This is a genomic window from Hyphomonas adhaerens MHS-3 (genome assembly GCF_000685235.1).
Taxonomy (GTDB): domain Bacteria; phylum Pseudomonadota; class Alphaproteobacteria; order Caulobacterales; family Hyphomonadaceae; genus Hyphomonas; species Hyphomonas adhaerens.
Map to the genome: position 1 here is coordinate 75,464 of NZ_ARYH01000001.1, position 21,943 is coordinate 97,406.

Annotated in this window: 20 protein-coding genes; 4 read left to right on the plus strand and 16 right to left on the minus strand. The window is 63.8% G+C overall.

All coding sequences use genetic code 11. The features are described from left to right. Positions 1–7 precede the first annotated feature (7 nt). Positions 8–2,854 (minus strand): [protein-PII] uridylyltransferase, encoded by a 2,847-nt coding sequence (locus HAD_RS00340; protein ID WP_084331707.1) that lies wholly within the window; start codon positions 2,852–2,854, stop codon positions 8–10. Between the two features lie 33 nt (positions 2,855–2,887). After that, a complete protein-coding gene (locus tag HAD_RS00345; RefSeq protein WP_035571329.1) occupies positions 2,888–3,358 on the minus strand; it encodes an Lrp/AsnC family transcriptional regulator in 471 nt (156 codons plus the stop codon). Positions 3,359–3,466: 108 nt separating this feature from the next. Between HAD_RS00345 and HAD_RS00350 the strand changes: the two genes are divergently transcribed. Next, the gene (locus tag HAD_RS00350) at positions 3,467–4,669 is read left to right on the plus strand and encodes a methionine gamma-lyase (protein ID WP_035568584.1); all 1,203 of its coding nucleotides are present in this window, start codon (positions 3,467–3,469) and stop codon (positions 4,667–4,669) included. Here the strand turns inward: HAD_RS00350 and HAD_RS00355 are convergent. The 4 genes from HAD_RS00355 to HAD_RS00370 all read right to left on the minus strand — a co-directional run bounded on the left by HAD_RS00355 (position 4,666) and on the right by HAD_RS00370 (position 8,690). Continuing rightward, positions 4,666–5,511 (minus strand): hypothetical protein, encoded by an 846-nt coding sequence (locus HAD_RS00355; protein WP_035568585.1) that lies wholly within the window; start codon positions 5,509–5,511, stop codon positions 4,666–4,668. The two genes, HAD_RS00350 and HAD_RS00355, sit on opposite strands and share 4 nt — an antisense overlap. A 118-nt stretch (positions 5,512–5,629) precedes the next feature. Then, positions 5,630–7,045 (minus strand): mechanosensitive ion channel family protein, encoded by a 1,416-nt coding sequence (locus HAD_RS00360; RefSeq protein WP_206741233.1) that lies wholly within the window; start codon positions 7,043–7,045, stop codon positions 5,630–5,632. 47 nt (positions 7,046–7,092) lie between these two features. Continuing rightward, a complete protein-coding gene (locus HAD_RS00365; protein WP_035568586.1) occupies positions 7,093–7,458 on the minus strand; it encodes an EthD domain-containing protein in 366 nt (121 codons plus the stop codon). Further along, a complete protein-coding gene (locus tag HAD_RS00370) occupies positions 7,455–8,690 on the minus strand; it encodes an acyl-CoA dehydrogenase family protein (protein ID WP_035568587.1) in 1,236 nt (411 codons plus the stop codon). The genes HAD_RS00365 and HAD_RS00370 overlap by 4 nt, the downstream gene beginning before the upstream one ends. 126 nt (positions 8,691–8,816) lie before the next feature. On the opposite strand from HAD_RS00370, the gene HAD_RS00375 reads away from it, so the two are divergent. Next, entirely contained in the window at positions 8,817–11,054 is a 2,238-nt protein-coding gene (locus HAD_RS00375; protein WP_035568588.1) for a copper-transporting P-type ATPase, read from the plus strand. Between the two features lie 5 nt (positions 11,055–11,059). Here the strand turns inward: HAD_RS00375 and truA are convergent, their stop codons facing one another. From truA to HAD_RS00415, 8 genes are all read right to left on the minus strand, one after another. Beyond that, on the minus strand, positions 11,060–11,797 hold the full coding sequence (gene truA, locus HAD_RS00380) for a tRNA pseudouridine(38-40) synthase TruA (protein WP_035568589.1): 738 nt from the start codon (positions 11,795–11,797) through the stop codon (positions 11,060–11,062). 11 nt (positions 11,798–11,808) lie between these two features. Then, positions 11,809–12,297: a GNAT family N-acetyltransferase gene (locus HAD_RS00385; protein WP_035568590.1), complete on the minus strand. Its 489-nt coding sequence runs from the start codon at positions 12,295–12,297 to the stop codon at positions 11,809–11,811. 172 nt (positions 12,298–12,469) lie between these two features. Beyond that, positions 12,470–13,423, minus strand: a complete 954-nt coding sequence (gene fmt, locus HAD_RS00390; RefSeq protein ID WP_035568592.1) for a methionyl-tRNA formyltransferase — start codon at positions 13,421–13,423, stop codon at positions 12,470–12,472. A 56-nt stretch (positions 13,424–13,479) separates the two neighbouring features. Continuing rightward, positions 13,480–14,469, minus strand: coding sequence for an NADPH:quinone oxidoreductase family protein (locus tag HAD_RS00395; protein ID WP_035568594.1), 990 nt, complete (start codon positions 14,467–14,469; stop codon positions 13,480–13,482). 46 nt (positions 14,470–14,515) lie between these two features. Beyond that, on the minus strand, positions 14,516–15,046 hold the full coding sequence (gene def / locus HAD_RS00400) for a peptide deformylase (RefSeq protein WP_035568596.1): 531 nt from the start codon (positions 15,044–15,046) through the stop codon (positions 14,516–14,518). Positions 15,047–15,103: 57 nt separating this feature from the next. Next, positions 15,104–16,444 (minus strand): DNA recombination protein RmuC, encoded by a 1,341-nt coding sequence (locus HAD_RS00405; RefSeq protein WP_035568598.1) that lies wholly within the window; start codon positions 16,442–16,444, stop codon positions 15,104–15,106. A gap of 56 nt (positions 16,445–16,500) precedes the next feature. Continuing rightward, a complete protein-coding gene (locus HAD_RS00410) occupies positions 16,501–16,824 on the minus strand; it encodes a YbaB/EbfC family nucleoid-associated protein (RefSeq protein ID WP_035568599.1) in 324 nt (107 codons plus the stop codon). Positions 16,825–16,835: 11 nt separating this feature from the next. After that, the gene (locus HAD_RS00415; RefSeq protein WP_035568601.1) at positions 16,836–18,539 is read right to left on the minus strand and encodes a DNA polymerase III subunit gamma/tau; all 1,704 of its coding nucleotides are present in this window, start codon (positions 18,537–18,539) and stop codon (positions 16,836–16,838) included. A gap of 125 nt (positions 18,540–18,664) precedes the next feature. On the opposite strand from HAD_RS00415, the gene HAD_RS00420 reads away from it, so the two are divergent. Further along, positions 18,665–19,477, plus strand: a complete 813-nt coding sequence (locus HAD_RS00420; protein ID WP_035568604.1) for a hypothetical protein — start codon at positions 18,665–18,667, stop codon at positions 19,475–19,477. A gap of 18 nt (positions 19,478–19,495) precedes the next feature. Here the strand turns inward: HAD_RS00420 and HAD_RS00425 are convergent, their stop codons facing one another. Beyond that, positions 19,496–20,275, minus strand: a complete 780-nt coding sequence (locus tag HAD_RS00425; protein WP_035568607.1) for a tyrosine-protein phosphatase — start codon at positions 20,273–20,275, stop codon at positions 19,496–19,498. 134 nt (positions 20,276–20,409) lie between these two features. Between HAD_RS00425 and HAD_RS00430 the strand changes: the two genes are divergently transcribed. Beyond that, positions 20,410–20,967 (plus strand): lipid-binding SYLF domain-containing protein, encoded by a 558-nt coding sequence (locus tag HAD_RS00430; RefSeq protein ID WP_035568608.1) that lies wholly within the window; start codon positions 20,410–20,412, stop codon positions 20,965–20,967. Positions 20,968–21,036: 69 nt separating this feature from the next. Here the strand turns inward: HAD_RS00430 and HAD_RS00435 are convergent, their stop codons facing one another. After that, positions 21,037–21,864: a mechanosensitive ion channel family protein gene (locus HAD_RS00435; RefSeq protein ID WP_035571331.1), complete on the minus strand. Its 828-nt coding sequence runs from the start codon at positions 21,862–21,864 to the stop codon at positions 21,037–21,039. Between the last annotated feature and the right edge of the window lie 79 nt (positions 21,865–21,943).

The following is a 21,943-nucleotide window of genomic DNA, read 5'->3' on the forward strand; positions in this document are numbered from 1 at the left end:
GGGGTTCTCAGAAACTGTCTACGGCCCGCGACCGGCGCAGCTTCCGGGCCGGTGTGTGCGGGGCATCCGGTTCATGGCGGCCCAATACGTCAAGAAGCTGTTCGCGCAGGGACTCTTTGAGGGCAGCATCCTGCTGCAGTTTCTGGCCGTCTTCTGTCTGCACATAGAAGGCATCGAACATCCGCTCGCCGAACGAGCCGACATGCGCCGAGTGGATCGAAATGCCGGAATCGGCCAGGCAGTTCGCCACATCGTAGAGCAGCGCCGGCCGGTCGCGCCCGGCAATGTCGATGACCGTGTGGTCGGCTGAAAGGTCGTCCCGGATCTGCACCGAAGGATGCACCAGGAAGGCCGCTTGCCGTCGGCCCAGGCGCTCGCGCACCGACATGTCGACAGGCTCTCCGGCCAGCACCTTGTGCAGATCCGCCTGCAGCCGCTCGAGCCGGGCCGGGTCGTCCTTGCCGAACGGCTTGTCCTGAATGTCGTGCAGCATGAAGACGTCGATGATGCCGCCTTCGCGGCTGGTATAGACCTGCGCCGCGATAATGTTCGCGCCGTTGTGGGCAATCGTCCCGGCAAGGTCTGCGAACAGGCCGGGCCGGTCTTCGCCTGAGACGAACAAGGCCATCGCCCCGCCTGCCAGGGACAGGCGGTGATGGACCTGGTTGCCGCCGCCATTCAGGGCCTGCGCATGCCAGGCGAGATCGTCGATGTCGAAGCCGGTCCAGTAAGCCGTCTCCATTGCGAGCATCAGCGGAGGCACCATGCCCAGCCGGTCGACCAGTTCATTCTGGCGGCGTTCGGCGCGGGCTTCGAGTTCGGCCTGCACGCCCGCCTCGTCGGTCCGTCCGCCGCGCAGCGCGGCCGCTGTGTTGTGGTAGAGGTCCGTCAGCAGCTGGCCTTTCCAGGCATTCCACACACCTGGACCGACGGCCTTGATGTCGGCAATCGTGAGAATGTAGAGCAACCGCAGCCGCTCCAGAGAACCAACCATTTCCGTAAATTTGGTCACGGTCCGCGGATCGGAAATATCCCGCTTCTGCGCCGTCTCGCTCATTTCCAGATGGTGGCCCACCAGCCAGGAGACGAGCTCCGTTTCGTCTTCCGACAGGCCGAGCCGTTCACAGGCTTTCCGGGCGGTCTTCATGCCGGCGATCTGCTGGTCGCCCTTCCCCTTGCCGGTGTCGTGCAACAGCATGGCGAGGTAGAGCGCCCGGCGGTTCTCGATCAGGTCGAACAGCTCGCCGACCAGTTTGATCGGGTGTTCATCGCGGCCATATTCCATCTCTGCGATGGCTTCCACGGCGCGGATCGTGTGCTCGTCGACCGTATAATGGTGATACATGTTGAACTGGGTCTGGGCGACGATGCCGCCAAATTCCGGGATCGCCCGCCCCAGAACCCCTGCTTCATTCATCCGGCGCAGGATACGGCCGGGATTATCCCCGCCCAGGATGGCGTCGAGGATCAGCGCCTGCGCTTCCGGCTTCTCGCGCGTCCGCTCGTTCAGGGCACGGAGCGCCCGGGTCAGCAGGCTCAGCGCGTGGGGGTGAATGTCCTTGCCTTCATCGCGCGCCACAATAAACAGGCGCAGCATGTTCAGCGGATCGGCCCGCATGGCCTTGTCGTCCTGAACATTGATCCGGCCATTATCGATAATGAAGCCCGGCTCATCCAGTTCCACCGGTCCGCGCACCGGCAGGAAGCGGCGCAGGCCTTCCGGCTTTTTCTTCTGGTCCGCTTCCAGTTTTGCCGCGAGAATCCGCGTCAGGCCGCCGACATCCTTGGTGACAAGGAAGTAGCGCTTCATGAAACGCTCGACGCCCTGCTGCCCGCGCCGGTCACGATAGCCCATGCGCGCCGCGATCTCCGGCTGCAGGTCGAAGCTGAGGCGCTCCTCTGCCCGGCCGGTAACGAAATGCAGGTGGCAACGTACCGTCCACAGGAAACGCGCCGCGCGGATGAAGACAGTATATTCATGGTCCGTGAACGGACCGGCCTGCATCACGTCTTCCAGCGTATGCCCGCCATAGGTCTGTTTGGCGATCCAGTAGAGCGTCTGCAGATCGCGCAATCCGCCCTTGCCCTCTTTCAGGTTCGGCTCGACGACATAGCGCGCATCGCCCTGGCGGGCGTGGCGAGCGTCGCGCTCGGCCAGCTTGTCGGCAATGAACTGCGCGTCGCGTCCCTTGACCGCGCCCTCGTGGAAGGCGGTCAGCATCTCTTCGGCCAGCGCCTCGTCGCCGCAGATATAGCGGGCATCCAGCAGGCTGGTCTTGATGGTCACGTCTTCCAGCGACAGCTTCACGCAATCGCTTGGCGTACGGAACGCATTGCCCACCTTCAGCCCCATGTCCCACAGGGCGTAGAGCATGTATTCGACAACGCTCTCGGTGTGCGGGCTGACCTTGTAGGCGCGCAGGAACAAGAGGTCCGTATCCGAGGACGGCCCCATCACGCCGCGGCCATAACCGCCGGTCGCCATGATGGTGATCCGCTCGGCCTCGGTCGGGTTGCGGGCCCGGTGCACGTGCGTGGTGGTGAAGTCGTAGAGCGCGCTGATCACCTCGTCCTGCACGGCGGAGAGGAGGCGCGCGGTGTCCAGCCCGTCGGCGCCCTGCTGCAGACGTTCCTGCGCGATCATGCGGCCGCGGAACATGGCCCCGTGCAAGAGGTCCAGCGCTGCCTTGCGGGCCGCCTGGGGGTCCCCGAAATTGTCGAGCGCCGCGGCGGTGAGCTTCACGCGCAGGGCGCGGCCGTCGATGATGTTGGAAATACGCCACTTGCCCGGCCGGCGCAGGAGCGGGCTACGGGTTTCGAGGAGTGTCGGGGCCTTGGTGGGCGGTAGGGTCATGGGGCCTGTCTATAGCAGGTTCCGGGGCGGGTTCTATGCACCCTTTTCCACACGAACCGGCAGGATGCGGGACTTCTTCACAACCCCGTAGGCAAAACTGGTCTCGATGGAGGCGATTCCCGGCAATTTCTGGATCGTGTGGCGCACGAGCTGTTCGTAATCGTCGAGGCTGCGGGCGACGATTCGCAGCTCGTAATCGGCGCCGCCGGTCATCAGGTAACAATCGAGAATCGCTTCGGTTTCCGCGATTTTCTTCTCAAAGGCCTGCACGTTTTCCTGCGAATGGTTGGCGAGCCGGATGCGGACGAGGCAGGTGATGGGATAACCGCAAGCTTTCTGGTCGACGAGGGCGGTGTAGCCCTGGATCACGCCGGCGGCCTCAAGGTTGCGCACGCGGCGTAGGCAGGGTGAGGGCGAGAGCCCCACTTCCTCGGCCAGTTCGAGGTTGGTGAGGCGTCCATCGCGCTGCAGGGCGCGGATAATCCTGGCATCTATGGCATCCATATACACCAGTATTGGCATATTATGCCAATTTACAAGCAATATACGACGCAGTTCGGCACCTTTCGCCCACATTCCCATGGTAGAATCTCCTCAAATACGGAGACCCCCATGGCATTCGATGCAACCCGCCCGCTCGGCCCCGCCACCCGCGCCATTCATCATGGCTATGACCCGGCTAAAAACGACTATGCGCTGACCCCGCCGGTGCATCTGACGTCTACCTTTGCCTTCCCGGATGCGCAGACCGGCGGCGCCCTGTTTGCAGGCGAGGCCGAGGGCCACATCTACTCCCGCATCTCGAACCCCACCGTCGCCCTGCTGGAAGACCGCGTCGCCAGCCTCGAAGGCGCCGAAGCGGGCCTCGCCACCGCCAGCGGCATGGGGGCGATCAGTTCCCTCATGTGGACGCTGCTGAAACCGGGCGATGAGGTTATCACCGACCAGACGCTGTATGGCTGCACCTTCGCCTTCATGCGCGACGGCCTCTCCCGCTTCGGCGTGAAGATCACCCATGTCGACCTGCGCGACCCGGCGAACCTCTCCGCCGCCCTCTCTGACAAGACGCGCGTCGTGTATTTCGAAACCCCGGCCAATCCGAACATGCGCCTGGTCGACATTCGGGAAACGGCCCGCATCGCGCATGAAGCCGGCGCGCTTGTGGTGGTGGACAACACCTATGCCTCTCCCCTGCTGACGCGGCCGATTTCGCTCGGCGCGGACTTCGTCGTCCATTCGGCGACCAAATATCTCGGCGGCCATGGAGACCTTGTGGCCGGCATGGTGCTCGGCCGGGCGGAGGCCCTCAAGGAGGTCCGCATGTTCGGCGTGAAGGACATGACCGGCTCCGTCATGGCGCCTTTCAATGCCATGCTGGTGATGCGTGGACTGAAGACCCTGCAGCTGCGCATGGCGCGCCATTGCGAGAGCGGCCAGAAAGTGGCCGAATGGCTGGAAGCCCAGCCCGGCGTGGACACCGTCCACTATCCGGGCCTTGCCAGCCACCCGCAGCATGAGCTGGCAAAGCGCCAGATGGACGGCTTTGGCGGGATGATCGCGTTCGAATTGTCCGGCGGTTATGAAGCGGGTATCGAGATGATGAACCGGCTGCAGCTGATCCGCCGCGCGGTCAGCCTCGGCGATGCCGAGACCCTGATCCAGCATCCGGCCAGCATGACCCACTCGACCTACACCGAAGAAGAACGCCTCGAACATGGCATCAGTAATGGCCTGATCCGCCTCTCCGTCGGATTGGAGGACGTCGACGACATCCTGGCGGATCTTGCAGACGCGCTGGGAAGTAATGCAGGCTAGTCGGCAATCCCCCGCCAATACTCCCGCCAGTTCACAACGCCATTTCCATCGCGATCATAAACTGCGAAGCGCGCACGAATAAGCTCCGCCTGCATCGGCGTCGGCGCGTCCGCTTTACCGTGCAGCCAAGCCTTCCTGGTTTGAGCCTCGGCGGCTGGTATTTCCTTGTTCTTCGGTCCCCGCCCCCAATAGCCGCCTACATGGTCCCGGCCACGGCCGACTGGCGGATTGAGCGCTTCCTCCAGCCTGATCGCACGATCTCCATCCGCATCGATCTCATCAAACAAAGTGAGAAAGAGCGTTTCTTGTGACGCTTGGTATTCTGCCTTCGTCGCAATTCCATCTTCATTCGTGTCGTACCTGGCAATGAAATGGCGCGCGGAGGCCCGGGCACTTTCCTCAGATGACGCCCTGACCCTCTCATAGGTCTCTTGCGGGAGATCCCGTCTGACCTCTTCCAGAAACATTGTCCTGGATTCAGAATTCAGAAAATCTTCCGGCCCCAGCACACCGTCGCCATTCGTGTCCTTGTGGGCAAAGTACTCAGCCCATCTCGGTTCCGGTTCCGCTTTTGACGGTAATGCCGCGACGCTCAAAGCCCCGGCGATCAGCGCCGCGAGCCCACCGCCGCGCACCCACCATGGCGTGCGGCGGACAGCTTCGATGGGGCGGGCGATCATGGGCTGGTGAAATCGCGCCACATATTCCTCGATCAGGCGGCGGATGACGCCGGAAGCGGACTCCCCCCGCTGTTCGCAGGTTTCGTGAAACGCCTGTTTGGTCTCGGGCGCGAGGCGCACCTCGATCTTGTCGGTCTTTTTCGATCTGCGCTGGTCCGCCATCGCTGCCTCCGTTTGCTTGCCCTCATCACAAGCGAAACGGGTGCGGCCTGCCAACCCCCGATTGTGTCAGGCAGGCTGGATTTCGTGTCATGACATGCGGGAAACAGCGCCAGCCGCCCTACTCCACCGGGCTTTCTTCATCCAGCAAGTCGGGCTCTTTGCTGCTGGCGCGTTCGGCGGCGACTTTTTCGTCGATAGTATTGTCGGCGGCGACGTCTGACGCTTCGCTTGTATCGACTGGCTTTTTCGGCGGCGCGGCTGGAGGGGACGGCGTACTGACGGTCGCACTGCCTGTGGAACCGCCTTTCAGCGCGTCCTCGATCTTGCTGTCGAAGCGCAGCTTGTAGATCGGCTCCGGCAGCGTGAAGCCGCCCTCTTCCAGGGCATCCTTGGTGGCGGCGATGGCGAGCCCCCGGCCCTTGGCGAAATTGGTCTCGGTCTGGTTCACCCAGCCCATGAAGCGCAGCACGATATTGGAGTCGCCGACCGTCTGGATGAAAGCTTCCGGCTCCGGATCCTTCAGCACGAACGGCATCGCCTTCAGCCGGTCGAGACCGAGCTGCATCGCCGCCACAGGGTCGTCGGCCGCATCGACACCGAGGTCGAACTCAAAGCGGCGCTCGGGATTGCGCGTATAGTTCAGGATCACCGACTTGAAGACGATCGTGTTGGGAATGCGCAAATGGTTGCCATCCAGCGTCATCAGGATCGTGGAGCGCGAGGTGAGGCGGATGACCTTGCCCTCGTGATCGTCGATCACGACATGCTCGTTCGCGCGGAAAGGCTGGCGCACACTGAGCATGATGGAGGAGATATAATTCTCCAGCGTATCACGCACCGAAAAGCCGATGGCGAGGCCGATCACGCCTGCCCCGCCCAGAATGGTGCCCATCAGCGTGGTGGCGCCGAGGACGTTCATCGCCATTACCAGCGCCACGAGAAGCGCCACGATGCGGAATGCGCCGGAGACCAGTTCGACCAGGAACGGATTGGGCAGGATCAGGCGCCAGAAGCCGCGCCAGGAAGCAATCAGGTGCCCCAGCAGGGCAATGACCAGGAACACGGCCAGCGATACGCCATAGAGCGGCAGGGCGCGGTAGAGCTTTTGCAGGCGGCTGGACGAATCCCCGAACAGGCTGCCGGTGCTGTCTTCCACGGCCAGACGGCGCTCGATCTGGTTCTCGACCGTAACGACGCCGTTGACGCGCAGCGCCAGCTCTTCGGCCCGCGCATCGGCGGCGCTGCTGGACACATCCCCGCCAAGCGTCACCACGCCATGGTTCACTTCGACGGTCACCCGGCGAAGGGAGTCGATCTCGGCGAAAATGTCCGTGATGCGCGTCCGGATGTCGGCGTCGCTGGCCTGTGGCGGCGGCGTCTGGATCGCGGGGGTCGGATCGGTTGGTTCGTCCGGCCCCGGCAATTGCGCCAGCGCGTGCGGCGCAGACAGAGCGAAGCACAAGAGAAACAGCCCGGCGCGCAGCCAGCGCGCCGCTGCGGCGGGGAACTCAGTCGGGTTTGTTTTCGGGCTCACCGAAGCACAACCCGCGAGACCGGACAAAGTTCCCTGAGCCGGACGAATTACCCCACCACCTCCGTCTCGTCCCCGAACCAGAGCGGGGAGTTGGCGAGGTCGATGAACTTCTTCTCGTCCTCCAGCAGTTCGGCGCCGGCTTTTGCCGCCGCCTCGCTGGTGTTGGCGGCCATGGCCTCTTCGCTTTCGAACCAGAGTTCGGCCACGCCGTCATAGGAAGGCGGCCCGCCACGGCTGGCCTGCATGGCCGCGTTCAGCGGGTCATGCGCGGTATGGTTCTGGACATATCGGAGAATGCCCAGAACCTCCGCATGCTTTGCCACCAGCGGGGCGTGCTGCTCCCGCCAGTAAGTCTGAAATTCCTCCCGGGAGAGGTGCGGCAGGCGCCTCAGGCAGAAGGTCAGCTTGATCACAGCAAATCTCCGCCCGCTGCGGCGGCGCTGGTGCCGTCTTTCTTGAAGGCGCGGATGACGTTCTTGCCGGTGATCCATTTGTGCACCTCGTCCGGCCCGTCGACGAGGCGCTGGGACCGGATGTGCGTGTACCAGGCCGCCAGCGGCGTATCGAGCGAATAGCCGAGCGCGCCGTGCAGCTGGATCGCCGTGTCGACCACTTTGTGCACCATATTGGCCAGGAACACTTTGGCGATGCCATTCTCCTGGCGGATGTCCATGCCGTTCTCGGCCTTGTAGGCAATGTGCATCAGCATCAGGCGCGCGATGTAGAGCTGGCTGGCGCATTCGGCCAGCATGAACTGGACACCCTGACGGTCTTCCAGCTTCTTGCCGAAGGTTTCGCGGCTGGTGACATGTTCCGTTGCCAGATCAAGTGCGCGCTGGGCCATGGCGACATTGTGCATGCCGTGGCGCAGGCGGCCATAGGCGAGCCGGTGCTGGCCCATGGCAAAGCCCTGCCCTTCGCCGCCGAGCAAATTCTCTTCGGGCACAATCAGATTGTCGATCTTCACCTCGGCATGCCCGCCGCCCATCTCGGCATAGTGCGGCCCGTGCACCGCCATGGTGGGGATGTCGCGCAGGATGTTGTAGCCGGGGTTCGGCAGCTCCACGATGAAGGTGGAATATTGCTGGTGGCGCGGGGCGTCCGGATTGGTCTTGGCCATGACGACCGCGATGTCGGCGGCCGTCGCGGCGCTGGAGAACCATTTCTCGCCATTCAGGACGTAGTTGCCCTTGCCGTCTTTCACCGCTGTGGTCTGCATGCCGGTCGCGTCGGCACCCGCAGCCTTCTCCGTCATGGAGTAGCAGATCCGCTTTTCGCCATTGATCAGCGGTTTCAGGTATTTCTCTTTCTGGAAGTCCGTGCCGTGGGCCAGCAGCGTCAGCATGGTCGCGTCGTCCGGGCCTTGCGAGTTCATCGACAGCGCACCGAGGTGGCTCTGCCCCAGTTCCATCTGCACCAGCGCATTGGCCAGCGGCCCGAGCCCCATGCCGCCATGCTCGACCGGGAAGAAGGGCAACCACAGACCCTTGGCGCGGGCTTTGGCGCGCAGCTCGGCCAGCACTTCCTTGTAGGGCTTGCCATCTGCCATTTTCTTCTCGGCCGGGATGCATTCCTCCTGCACCCATTTGCGCACGCGCTCGCGTACTTCCTTGGCCTCTTCCGGTATCGTGAAATCAATCGCCATGTTTCGCTCCCTTGTCTTTATGACCGAGAGGCTAGTGCCGAACGCCGTGCCCGCAAGCCTGACTTCGCGTCAGACGGTTCAAAGGCCCGGCCTTCATTCTGACGGGATCGTTCTTACCTCTACGGCATGACACATGATCATTCCGGCCATCACGATCACGAAGAGTCCGGCAGCCACTGCCATCATGACCATGGGGCGAAACCGGACAAGCCAGACAGTGCGTATGACCATATCCCGCCCGGCTATGCCGGCACGGTGTGGACCTGCCCGATGCACCCTCAGGTGCGCGAAACGTCCAATACAGGCTGCCCGATCTGCGGCATGGCGCTGGAAGCTGAAACAGCGACAACAGAAGAAGACACGTCCGAACTGGACGACATGACCCGGCGTTTCTGGGTCGGCGTCGTCCTGTCAGTGCCTTTGCTGGTGATCACGATGGGCGAGATGATCCCCGGCGTCTCCCTGCCCGGCTTCACGAAGACGCCCGCTTTCAACTGGGTGCAGTTTGCGTTGGCGACGCCGGTGGTCGCCTGGTGCGGCTGGCCTTTCTTCGTGCGCGGCTGGCGTTCTGTCGCGAACCGCAGCCCGAACATGTTTACCCTGATCGCCCTCGGCACCGGGGTCGCCTATCTCTATTCGCTGGCCGCCACATTGGTGCCGGGCATCTTTCCGGAAACCCTGCGCGGGCCGGACGGGCATGTGCCGGTCTATTTCGAATCTGCCGCCGTGATCACCACGCTGGTCCTGCTGGGCCAGGTGCTGGAACTGCGCGCCCGGCGGGCAACGTCCGGTGCGATCCGGGCCCTGCTGCAGCTGACCCCGCCAACCGCGCGCATCGTCCGCAAGGATGGCCGCGAGGAAGACATCCAGCTGGAAGACGTGAAAACCGGGGATCGCCTGCGGGTGCGACCCGGCGACAGCGTGCCGGTGGACGGCGAGATCCTCGAGGGCAATTCCAGCGTCGACGAATCCATGGTCACCGGCGAGCCTGTGCCGGTGGAGAAAGCGTCGGGCGACAGGGTGACCGGCGGCACAGTGAACCAGACGGGCACCTTCGTCATGGAGGCCACCCATGTCGGCGACGAGACGCTGCTGTCGCGTATCGTGAAGATGGTGGCCGAGGCCCAGCGCTCCCGCGCGCCGATCCAGGGCCTCGCCGATACCGTCTCCGGCTGGTTCGTCCCGGCGGTTGTGCTGGTCGCCATGGTGACGTTCGCGATCTGGCTGGCCGTTGGCCCGGACCCGCGCTTCGCCCATGCCCTCGTCAATGCCATTGCCGTCCTGATCATCGCCTGCCCCTGCGCCCTTGGCCTTGCCACGCCGATGTCGATCATGGTGGCCACCGGCAAGGGCGCGCAGGCGGGTGTGCTGGTGCGCAATGCCGATGCGCTGGAGACGATAGAAAAGGTCGATACGATCGTCGTCGACAAGACCGGCACGCTGACCGAGGGCCACCCGGAACTGGTCACGGTGGAACCGGCGGAAGGATATTCCGAAGAGAACCTGCTCACGCTCGCCGCCGGGGTCGAGACCTCGTCCGAACATCCGCTGGCCGCCGCCATCGTGCGAGGCGCGGAGAAACGCGACCTGAAACCGGGCGAGGCCTCCGGCTTCCAGTCCACCACCGGCGAAGGCGCCGAGGCCGATGTGAACGGCAAGCGCGTCGCGGTCGGCAATGGGAAACTGATGCGCCGGATCGATGCCTTTGACGAAAACCTTGCTGCCAAAGCGGATGACTACCGCGCCAAGGGCCAGACCGTGATGTTCGTCGCCGTGGATGGCGCCCCCGCCGGCCTGATCGGCGTGGCGGATCCAATCAAGGACACGACGCAGGACGCCATAGACCGTCTGCATGCCGAAGGCCTGCGGATCGTCATGCTGACCGGCGACAACGAAACCACCGCCCGCGCCGTGGCCGACACGCTGGGCATCGACGAGGTGCATGCCGATGTCTCCCCCGAAGACAAGAAGGACGTGGTCGCAAAGCTGCAGGCAGAGGGCGCCATTGTCGCCATGGCAGGCGACGGCATCAATGATGCGCCTGCCCTTGCCCTCGCCAATGTCGGCATCGCCATGGGCACCGGCACGGATGTCGCCATGGAAAGCGCCGGCGTCACGCTGGTGAAGGGCGACCTGCTGGGCGCCGCGAAAGCCCGCACACTCAGCCACGCGACGATGCGCAACATCCGGCAGAACCTGTTCTTCGCGTTCGTCTACAACTCGCTGGGCGTGCCGGTGGCAGCGGGGATCCTCTATCCTGTCTTCGGCCTGCTTCTGAGCCCGATGATCGCGGCGGCGGCGATGAGCCTCTCCTCCGTCTCCGTCATCACCAATGCCCTGCGCCTGCGGGCGTTGAAGCTTTAGCCCGCTCAGTCGTAATCGACATGCGTCAGGTAGAGTCCTTCGGCCGGGGCGATGGGGCCGCATTGCGTGCGGTCGGCGGCGGCGAGGATCTCCGCGATCCAGCCGACCGACTGCTTGCCCCGCCCGACTTCGACCAGGCTGCCCACCATGGAGCGGACCTGCCGGTGGATGAAGCTCTGCGCCCGGCAGGTGATGATGACACGATCGCCTTCCCGCGACACCGTGATCGCGTTCAGCGTCTTCACCGGCGTCAGCGCCTGGCAATCTGAATCGCGGAACGTGGTGAAATCGTGCGTGCCGGTCAGGGCCTGCGCGGCCTCGTGCATCTTCTCTGCACTGAGTTTCGACGCCACCCGCCAGGCAAGACCACGATCCAGGGCCAGGTCGGCGCGGCGGTTGGAGATCACATAGCGGTAATGGCGCTGGGTGGCATTGAAGCGGGCATGGTAGTCGTCGCGCACTTCCTCGGCCTTCAGGACGGCAATCGGGTGCGGGCGCAAATGAAAGTTCATCGCATCGGCGACCTTACGGCCCCGATCAATCTGCAGGTCCATATGGGCCACCTGTCCGGTGGCATGCACGCCGCTGTCGGTTCGCCCCGCGCCGAACACATTCACCGGCGCACCGTCCAGCCTGGCAGCCGCATCCTCCAGCGTGCCCTGGATGGTCGGCACGCCGGGCAGCTTCTGCCAGCCCTGGAACGGGCCGCCATGGTATTCAATGAGGAGTCTGTATCGGGGCATTTGCCCCGCCCCTAGCCGAAGGCAGCGGGATAGGTCAATTCACCGGATTCCGGTGCGCCGGGATTGATAGCCTGCGCCATGAAAGCCGGACCGGACCACGGCGCCCGGAACGGCTTTGCCAGATCCGCTGAAAATCCAAGGGAGGAATAGAAATCCGGATGGCCGAGAACGAAGACGAGGCTTTCCCCCCGCCCGGCCATGACAAGCAGCCCCATGCGAATCAGGGAACTGCCAATCCCGCGCCGCTGCAGGTCCGGCCGCACGCTAACCGGCCCCAGCCCGACGGCGGACGGCTTTCCATTGATGAGGATACGAAAAAGCTCGATATGGGCGACCAGCGCGTCGTCCCGGTGCGCGACGAGCGACAGCAGGGATTCATGATTGGCATGCAGTTTCCGCACGATGCCGGCTTCTTCTGTTCCACCGAAGGCCAGCGTATTCAGGTCTGCAACCGCATCAATGTCTTCTGATTTGAATCGGCGGATCCAGGTTTTATTCATGTTATGGCCGTTCTGGTCGCAACGACAGGGTATGCGGACCCTTTCGGATCCCCATATCCAAATCAACTTTCCCATTTGACGTCCGGCATCCGCCCCCAAGCGCACGCATACACCCTAAGGGAGAATGGTTGCGCATGCAACAATTCAGTGGGTCTGCCGTGATGGCATCCGCTCAGAACAGCATCGTATCCGGAGGAATTGGCTGGCCATTCAGGAACATGTCCGCATCCAGCGGTTTTCCGCCCGGCTTTTGCAGGCGCGTGAGGCGGACCGCGCCGCCATCCCCGCAGGCCACGAGCAGATTGTCATCCAGAATCATGCCGGCCGGGGCGGACGTTTCACAGCCTGACCGGCGGCTATCCAGCAGCTTCAGCCGCACCGGAGAGGTGCTGCCCGGCGGGAGCCATTCACACCAGGCGCCGGGGAATGGGGACAGCCCGCGGATCTGGCAATCCACCTCGCGGGCCGGGCGGTTCCAGTCCACTTTCTGGTCGGCCGGGCCCAGCTTGTGGGCGTAGGTGATCCCCTCTTCCGGCTGGGCTTCCGGCGTCAGGCTGCCATCGGCCAGGCCCGCAAGAGCAAACGGCGCCAGGTCCGCGGCCAGCTCCATCAGGCGGTCATGCACGCTGCCGGCCGTATCTTCGGTGCTGATCGGGGTGCGCCGGGAGGCGAGCACAGGGCCTGTGTCCAGTCCTGCATCCATCAGCATGGCATCGACGCCGGTCTCGGTATCGCCCGCCATGATGGCGCGCTGGATCGGCGCGGCGCCCCGCCAGCGCGGCAGGATCGAGGCGTGCATGTTGAGACAGCCAAGGCGCGGCGCATCCAGCACGGCCTGCGGCAGGATCAGGCCATAGGCAACAACCACGGCGGCATCCAGATTGAGGGCTGCGAAGGCCTCCTGTTCCGGCGCCTTCTTGAGGCTTTTCGGTGTGCGGACTTCAAGGCCCTGAGAGTCCGCGAAGGCGTGGACAGCTGTGGGAGTAAGCTTCTTGCCCCGGCCGGCCGGGCGCGGCGGCTGTGAATAGACGCAGGCAATATCGTGGCCCGCTGCGATCAGCGCTTTCAGCACGCCGACGGCGATATCCGGGCTTCCCATGAACGCGATACGGAGTTTCTGGCTCATGGGCGCGGACTTACCGGCAATTCCGGGACTTGCAAAGCGGCAGGCTGCCGCCTGTCTTAAGCGCCACCATCTGCAGCGACTTCCAGCACAACCTTGCCGGTGCCCTTGCCCGAAAGCGCCGCTTCCATCGCCGCGCCGAACTGATCGAACGGATACACGGTTCCAACCGGCGGCCTGATCTTGCCCTCAGCCGCCCAGCCAGCAAGCTCCTGCAAAGTGGCGATCGCCTGCGGAAGCTCTTTTTCCATGTGCTGGCGGACATCGACGCCCATCAGGGCCGCGCCCTTCATCAGGGTGAGATTCGCCGGCAAGGCCGGGATCGGTCCGCCGACAAAGCCGACCACCATGTGACGCCCGCGCCACCGCAGCGAGCGGAAGGCGAGTTCAAAGAGCGGGCCGCAGACCGGGTCGAACACCACATCCGGGCCTTTGCCACCAGTCAGCGCCTTGAGCCTGTCACGCCAGCCTTCGGGATCTGTGTCGATCGCTTCGTCGGCGCCGTGCGCCAGAGCAAAGGTGCGCTTTTCTTCCGTGGACGCCGCCGCAATGACGCGGGCACCAAGGGCTTTGGCGACCTGAATGGCCGCGGATCCAACGCCGCCTGCCGCCCCGAAAATCAGAACCGTCTCACCTGCTGCCAGGGCCGCGCGATCCTTCAGGCCGTGCGAAACGGTCAGGTAATTCAGGGGGAGGCTTGCGGCCTCGGCAAAACTGAGCGTCTGCGGAACGGAAATGACCATGGCCGCCGGTGCCAGCGCGTATTCGGCGAAGCCGTTTGCCGTCATCGTCATGACCCGGTCACCCGGCTTCAAATTCGTGACGCCCTCGCCCACGGCTTCCACTGTGCCGGACACTTCCCGGCCGGGCGTATGCGGCAAGGGCGGTTTGACCTGGTAGCCGCCCAGCGCGACCAGAGCATCGACATAGCCGACGCCGCACGCCGCGACACGGATCAGCACCTGCCCCTTCTTTGGCGCAGGCTTTTCCAGATCCTTGAATTTGTAACTCTCGATCGACTCGAGCGTATCGGCGACAACGGCTTTCATTGAGGAGCCCCCCACAAGGCTGGATGTCTTGCGCCGATCCTTGTGATCAGGCTGCGCTTTCGCGCATCGCGCGCAGTTTGGCTTTCTTCACCTTGTCGACCGCGCGCTGGCGTTTGAGACGCGAAAGATGGTCGATGAACAGCGTGCCTTCGAGATGGTCCATCTCGTGCTGGATACACACCGCATAGAGATCCTCGGCCCATTCCTCGACCTTGAAGCCATCATAATCCAGATAGCGGATCAGGCATTTCACCGGCCGTTCGACCTCGTCGAAAATGTCCGGCACGGACAGGCAGCCTTCTTCATAAGGCGTTGTCTCTTCGACGGTTTCGACGATTTCCGGGTTCACGAAATAGCGCGGCGCCGGCTCTTCGTCTTCCTTGGCGAGGTCCATCACGATGACGCGCAGCGGCACGCCGATCTGGATCGCGGCCAGGCCGATGCCCGGCGCGTCGTACATGGTTTCCAGCATGTCATCCATGAGCGCGCGGATTTCGTCGGTGACGCCGCCCTCAACGGGCTTCGACACCTCTTTCAGGCGCGGATCGGGGACAGTGAGAATTTCGCGAATAGCCATATTTTTCAGATAGGCGCGCGCCCCCGCCCGGTCAACGGGTGAGGCTGCGCAGGCAATTTATTCCGCGGCGGGCAGTTTGCGGGTCTCTCCGAGGTCGAGCTGGCCGGTTTCGGGCGTCGATGTGCGGGATTCGATCTGCTTCGGCTCTGCCAACGGCTTGTTGGGCGGGGCGATCTCCATGTCCTCGAACTTGCGCAAGGTCGGCAGCACACGCTTGTCGAAGGAGCCCATGGCCGAATTGAAATGGTCGACCGATCCATTCAGGGATTTTCCGAGCTTCTCGATATGCCCCAGCATCACGCCCATCCGGCCATAGAGTTCAGCGCCGAGTTCTGCGGCGGCCATGGCATTCTCGTTCTGGTGATGCTGGCGCCAGAGATGGGCGACGGTCTTGGCCAGGGCGATGAGGGTGGTCGGCGTGGTCACGATCACCTGTTTGGACATCGCGCGCTCAATCAGGTCGGGCGCTTCCTGCAGCGCGGCGGCGAAGAAGTTCTCCCCCGGAATGAACATGGCAATATAGTCAAACCGGTTGCCGAGATTGGACTGGTAGTCCTTCGAGGCCAGCGTGTTGACGTGGCGCTGCACGCTGGTCGCATGGGCCTTCAGGTGCGCGAGTTTCTGGGCCGGGTCTTCGGTTTCCACCGCCGCCATGTAGGAGGCGAGCGAGACCTTGGAATCGATCACGATCTGGCGGTCGCCCGGCAGACGGATGATCGCATCCGGGCGCTGGCGGCCCGCCTCGGTGTCGTCATGCACCTGTTCGGAAAAGTCGCAATGAGCGGACAGGCCGGCCTGTTCCATCACATTGCGCAGAGTCATCTCGCCCCAGCGCCCGCCGCCCTTCGGCGCGGTCAGCGCGTTCACCAGCTTGCCGGTCTCGGCGGTGTTGCGGTGCAGGCTTTCGCTGATCGCCTTGACCTGTTCGGACAGAAGCGACTTGTCCGCGGTGCGGACTTTTTCAAGTTCGTCGACGCGTTTCTTGAAGGCATCGAAATTGTCGCCAATGGGCTTCATCAGCTCTTTCAGGTGGCCCTGCGCGCCTTCCTTGTGCTTCTCGAATGTCTCGTTGGCGAGCTGCAGGAATTGCGCATTCGCCTGACGCAGCACGCCCTGCGCCATGTCGGCAAATTTCTTCTCGTCCTCTGCGCTGCGGGCCCGGGATTCGGCAAGGGCGATCTCGGCCTCACGCAGGTTTGCTTCGAGCGTCACCACACGCTGACGGGCAGCTTCACGCTCGTCAGTGGCGTGGTCGCGCTCCATCTGCAGCCGCTCGGTCTTCTGCTGTGCGGAGCTGAGCTGCATCCACGCAATGACGCCTGCCCCGAGGGCGAGGAAGAAGAGGATCAGGTGGGCAAGATCAAAACTCTGCCCGGCAATGGTGACAATCGGTTCCATTCAGCCTCTCTGGCATGATTCCGGAGGAACATATACGGAACAGGAACAGGTGTCGACTAAAACGGCATCTTGAAGCCCGGCATCATGCCGCCGAAGCCGGAGGTGGCTTCTTTCATGGCCGCTTCCATGGCCTCGTCGAGGCGGCGGCGGGCGTCGGCATGGGCGGCCTTGATCAGGTCTTCCAGGATTTCCGGCTCGTCGCCCATCAGGCTCGGATCGATGCTGAGGGAAACGAGTTCCCCCTTGCCGCGCAGGCGCACCTTCACGAGACCCGCGCCGGACACGCCATCGGCCTCGGTCGACTCGATCTTCTCCTGCGCTTCCTGCATCTTGCCCTGCATCTGCTGGGCCTGCTGCATGATCTTGGCGAGGTCTTTCATGATCGGGTCCTTCAGGCTTGGCGGCGGGTGCTCAGGTCTATGACGTTTTCGGCATCGGCGGGAATTTCGGGATTTGCCCGGTCCTCGTCGACAACATCCACAATGGTGGCGCCCGGCAGGCTGTTCAAGGCCGCCGCGATGATCGGATGCGCCGCCGCTGCCGCGAAGCGCTCTTCCTTTGTGCGGATCTCGGCCGCGCGCACGGTTTCCGCTCCGCCGCGAATTTGCTCAACAATCCAGTCGTCACCGGTCTGGCGTTCCAGGAACCCTTTCAGGCGGGCCAGCACATCCGACGGTGCCGACGGCTCCAGCTCGCAGGTGAAGTGGCCGTAGCTGACCGGGCCGGGCTTGATATAGCGCTCCATCTCGACCTGGAGATTGATCTCCCGCAGGGCCGTCAGATGGGCAAGGATACTCTCAAAGCTGTCCAGCCCGCCGGGGTCTGGCGGGGCCTCAGCCTGTCCTTCAGGCTTTCCCGGCGAAGCTTTGCCCTCCGCGATCATGCGGGCGGCTTCTTCCGGGGACGGAAGACTGGCAGAGGCAACAAGGCGCAGGATCACCATGTTGAGGGCCGTGGCCGGATCCGGCGCGACCTGAAGCACATTGTAGCCGGACAGCAGGATCTGCCAGGTACGGGACGCTTCGGCCGGCGTCAGGCGCTGGGCCATGGCGCGCGTGCGCTCCACCCAGTCGGCCGGGCCGCCGGGCTGGTAGTCATCGCCGGTGGCTTGCGCGATGGAAATATCGGCGGCGATTTCGAGCAGGTCCTTCAGGATCACCGCCGGGTCTGCCCCGCCGCGCACCTGGTCCTGCACTTCTTCCAGCGCGGCTTTCGCTTCACCGGCGATGGCTTTCTCGAACGCGTCCATCAGGCGGCCCCGGTCGCCCAGGCCCAGCATGTCACGCACGGCCGCGCCGGTGACCGTCTCCCCTTCCATCGTCTGGACGATGGCCTGGTCGAGAATGGACAGCCCGTCGCGGACAGAGCCTTCGGCGGCCCGCGCGATCAGGGCGAGGCCTTCTTCGGACACAGTCGCGCCTTCGTTCTTCGCGATCCGCCCCAGATGCATCGCCAGCGCCGCAGGTTCCAGCCGTTTCAAGTCGAATCGCTGGCAACGCGACAGCACCGTGACCGGCACCTTTCGGATCTCTGTCGTGGCGAAGATGAACTTCACATGCGGCGGCGGCTCTTCCAGCGTCTTCAAGAGCGCGTTGAAACTGGCGTTCGACAGCATGTGCACTTCGTCGATGATGTAGACTTTATGCTTGGCCGAGACCGGGGCGTAGCGGGCCCCGTCCAGCAGGTCGCGCATGTCAGCCACCCCGGTGCGGCTGGCGGCATCCAGCTCCAGCACGTCCGGATGGCGCGACGCCATGATCGCCTCGCAATGCTCACCCAGCGGCCTCAGGTTCACCGACGGGCCGTCATGATCCTCTGACGTGTAGTTCAGCGCCCGGGCCAGCAGACGCGCTGTGGTCGTCTTGCCGATGCCGCGCACGCCGGTCAGCATGAAGGCATGGGCGATACGGCCGGTCTCGAAGGCGTTCCGGAGCGTGCGGACCATGGCCTCCTGGCCGATCAGGTCTTCGAAGGTGCGGGGCCGGTATTTCCGGGCGAGCACTTCATAGGCGCCGGGCTTTGCCGGGGCCTCGTCTTCCCCGAACATGGAGAAGGTCGCGTCGTCGCGCTCGGTATCGGAATCGGTCTCGCTCATTGCGCCGGACCTTAGCCGCTGCGAGGGGCTGGGCCAATGGGCTGCTGCGGTAGAGATGGAAACCGCGCTGCCAGCTCACAAAACCGTAACTCCCGCGCGCAGCCGCCTGCCGCTACAGGTTGCAGATGGGCGGATGGCAGAACCTGCGGGCACATTGCCTGAAAATACTGCGGACACGGGCGGCGCAGGCCGCGCTGTCTGTTGGCGGGCACGTCCTCGTGCTGGGCGGGCTGCTTCTGGCCAATCCGTGGAGGCCTGACCCGGTCTTGCCCGAACCACCGCTGATCGTGGACCTCGTCACCCTCACAGTGGCGGAGGAAGAGAAAACCGAAGAGGCGCCCGCGCCGGGGCGTCCTTCCCCACCGCCCCCTGTGCCAAAGCCAGCCCCCAAGCCGGCGACCGTATCGAAGCCCGCTCCTGCGCCTGCCCGCAAGCCCCCAAATGATCGCCCACCTGCAAGCGAGATCATCCTCGCGCCCATGGACGCGCCCGGCCCAGCAGACACTCCGGATAGTGGTGATGCGATCGCGGCCACGCCATATCCCGGCGCGGCAGGCGTCGATCCGGCGGTGGGTCAGGCCATCGCCGCCCTCTTCTGCCGCCGCATGGACGAGGACGAACGCTATGCCGCCGGGTGCGCCGAGCAACCCGCCATCGACCCGTTCGAACGCCCGCCCGCCATCGCCATGCTGACCCCGGAGGAGCGCCGCATCCAGGCGGTCCGAACACAGCAGCTGGCCCGGACGGCGGGCTATGGCAATTTCCTCGAATGGTATCTGGCGCATGACGCCGTGATCCCCAAAACCCTTCCGGGCGGGATCGACAATTCCATCTTCATGGACCGCAAGGACGAGGCGACGATGCAGCAGGAGCGCCTGATGCGCGGCGGCACGCCTGACTGGGCCGCCGACATCGCCCGCGCCCACGGGCAGGAGTGAGCGCGGTTCCGCTCCGCCTCAGCCTTCCAGCAGTTTCTCGCGGATTGTGTCCTGCTGCGCTGGCGTCACGCCGAGGGTTTCGGTGAGGTAGGTGTCGAGCGAGCCGACTTCGCCGATGATCGTGCCCATCGCGGTTTCGAGATAAGGCAGCCGCACGCCGATGAAGGGGCGGAAGACTTCCGGCTCATAGTTCTTGCCGATATGGGCGTTGAACATGGTGGCGATCTCGCCAAGGCGCCCGTCCACGTCGACGGCCTCATTGGTGAGGATATAGTCGGCGTGGATGTCATCCTGCGCGACGCCCAGCACATGGTGGGTCAGCGCGCAGAGAATGCCCGTGCGGTCTTTCCCCGCGGCGCAGTTCACGAGGCCGGCCTCGTCATCTTTCAGCTCCGCCAGATGGCTGAACCAGGTGGAGAACAATTCCTTGTGGTGCGCCTTGAACGGGGCGACTCGGTAATAATCCGTCATCCAGGCCTCGGCCTTTTCGGCGTCGGCCTCGACTTTTGTCAGAAACTGGTGGTGCGGCGCCTCATGCTCGCGGCCGCCGTCATGCGTGATGGTCATCGGGGCGGACCATTTGCCCGGCTGGCGCTCGCGCTCGTCGGGGCGGCGCAGGTCTGCCTGCACGGCAATCCGCTTCTGCCGTATCTGTTGCAGATCGCCATGCGTGGCCTCGGCATAATGGCCGGAGCGGAACAGCCGCCCCTGCTTCACGTGGCCCCCATGGCGGGAGGCATAGCCCCCGAAATCCCGGAAATTGCGAACGCCTTCAAGCGGCAGGATACGATCTTTCATGTTAGGGCAGCTAGCGCGGCCCCGCGCGCTCGTCTACCCTGACCCTATGACAAGCCTTTCAATTTGAGGCTTGGGAACCGAAGGGCCTGCCGGGCGTTTCGGTTTGGATATTTCAACAGACCCAGGAGTCTCAAATGGCCCGTATTCGTTCAATGATTGCTGCTGCCTGCCTTGCAGTGGGGACAGTTTCCGTCACTGCCTGCTCTACCCTGCCTGACGAAGTTGACCGCGCCCAGATCGACACTGACAGCCGCCAGGCACTGAACCAACTCTATGCCAAGAACGATGCCGCCCGCGCCATTGGCCAGCAGGCCCGCGCCGTGCTGATCTTCCCGTCGATCGTGAAAGCCGGTCTCGGCATTGGCGGGGCCTATGGCGAAGGTGAGATGCGCCAGGGCGGCGGCGTCACCGGCTACTACTCCACCTTCACCGGCTCGTGGGGCCTGCAGGCCGGCGCGCAGCAATATGGCTATGCCGTGTTCCTGATGAACGACGACGCCGTGCAGTATGTGCGGGAATCCGAAGGCTGGGAAATTGGCGTCGGCCCGACGGTTGTGCTGGTGAATGCGGGCGTCGCGCAGAACCTGTCGACCACGTCGCTGAAGGAAGATGCCTACGCCTTCATCTTCGACCAGAAAGGCCTGATGGCCGGCATCTCGATCGAAGGCACGAAGATCAACAAGCTGCACTAAGCTGATCGCAAAAGACAAAGGGGCTGGCCTGTCACCGGGCCAGCCCCTTTTTTTGTTCCGGTCAATGGATCAGGTCTCGTTGACCAGGATGACTTTGCGGTGCGGGAACGGGATCTCGATCCCGGCCGCATCCAGGGCCTTCTTCACCTGTTCGGGCACGGAGAACCGGACCGTGAAATAGTCCTCGCCGTTGACGAAGGGACGCGTCGCAAACTCGACCGCGCTGTCGCCCAGCGTGTTGACCACAACGACCGGTTCCGGATCATCCAGGATCAGTGGATGATCCGCGAAGACCTTGCGGATGACTTCCTTGGCCTTGTCGATGTCTGTGTCATACGACACGCCGAACGCCATCTCGACGCCGCGGATCGGGTGATGGCTGTGATTGACGATCTTCTCGCCCCAGATCTGGCCATTCGGAATCACGACCTGCTGGTTGTCGAACGTCTGCAGGACGGTGGTGAACAGCGTGATTTCCTCGACCTTGCCGAAACTGCCGGCCGCATCGACGAAATCCCCGACCTTGTAAGGCCGGAAGATCATCAGCATGACGCCTGCCGCGAGGTTGGACATGGCGCCCTGCAAGGCGAGCCCGACCGCCAGGCCGGCAGCACCGAGCAGCGCAACGATCGAGGTCGTCTCCACCCCGAACCGGTTGAGCACCGCAACGGCCACGAAGGCCATGATGACGTATTTGGCGACACTGCCCAGGAACCGGAACAGCGTGTCATCCAGTTTCTCGTGCCGCTCGCCCATCCGGCGCACGGATTTGCCGATCCTCCCGGCAGCCCAGAGGCCGACAATGAGGATCAACAGCGCCAGCAGGATATTTGTTGCCCACCCCAGCAGGCCGGGCAGGTATTGATTGATGTCCAGTTGCTCGATCCAGTCTTCCATCAGCTTTCCCCATGTTTGCTCAATCGGAGCGTGAACAATTCCACGCCTGAATGGAAGCCGGGTTTTCCATTCATCCGGC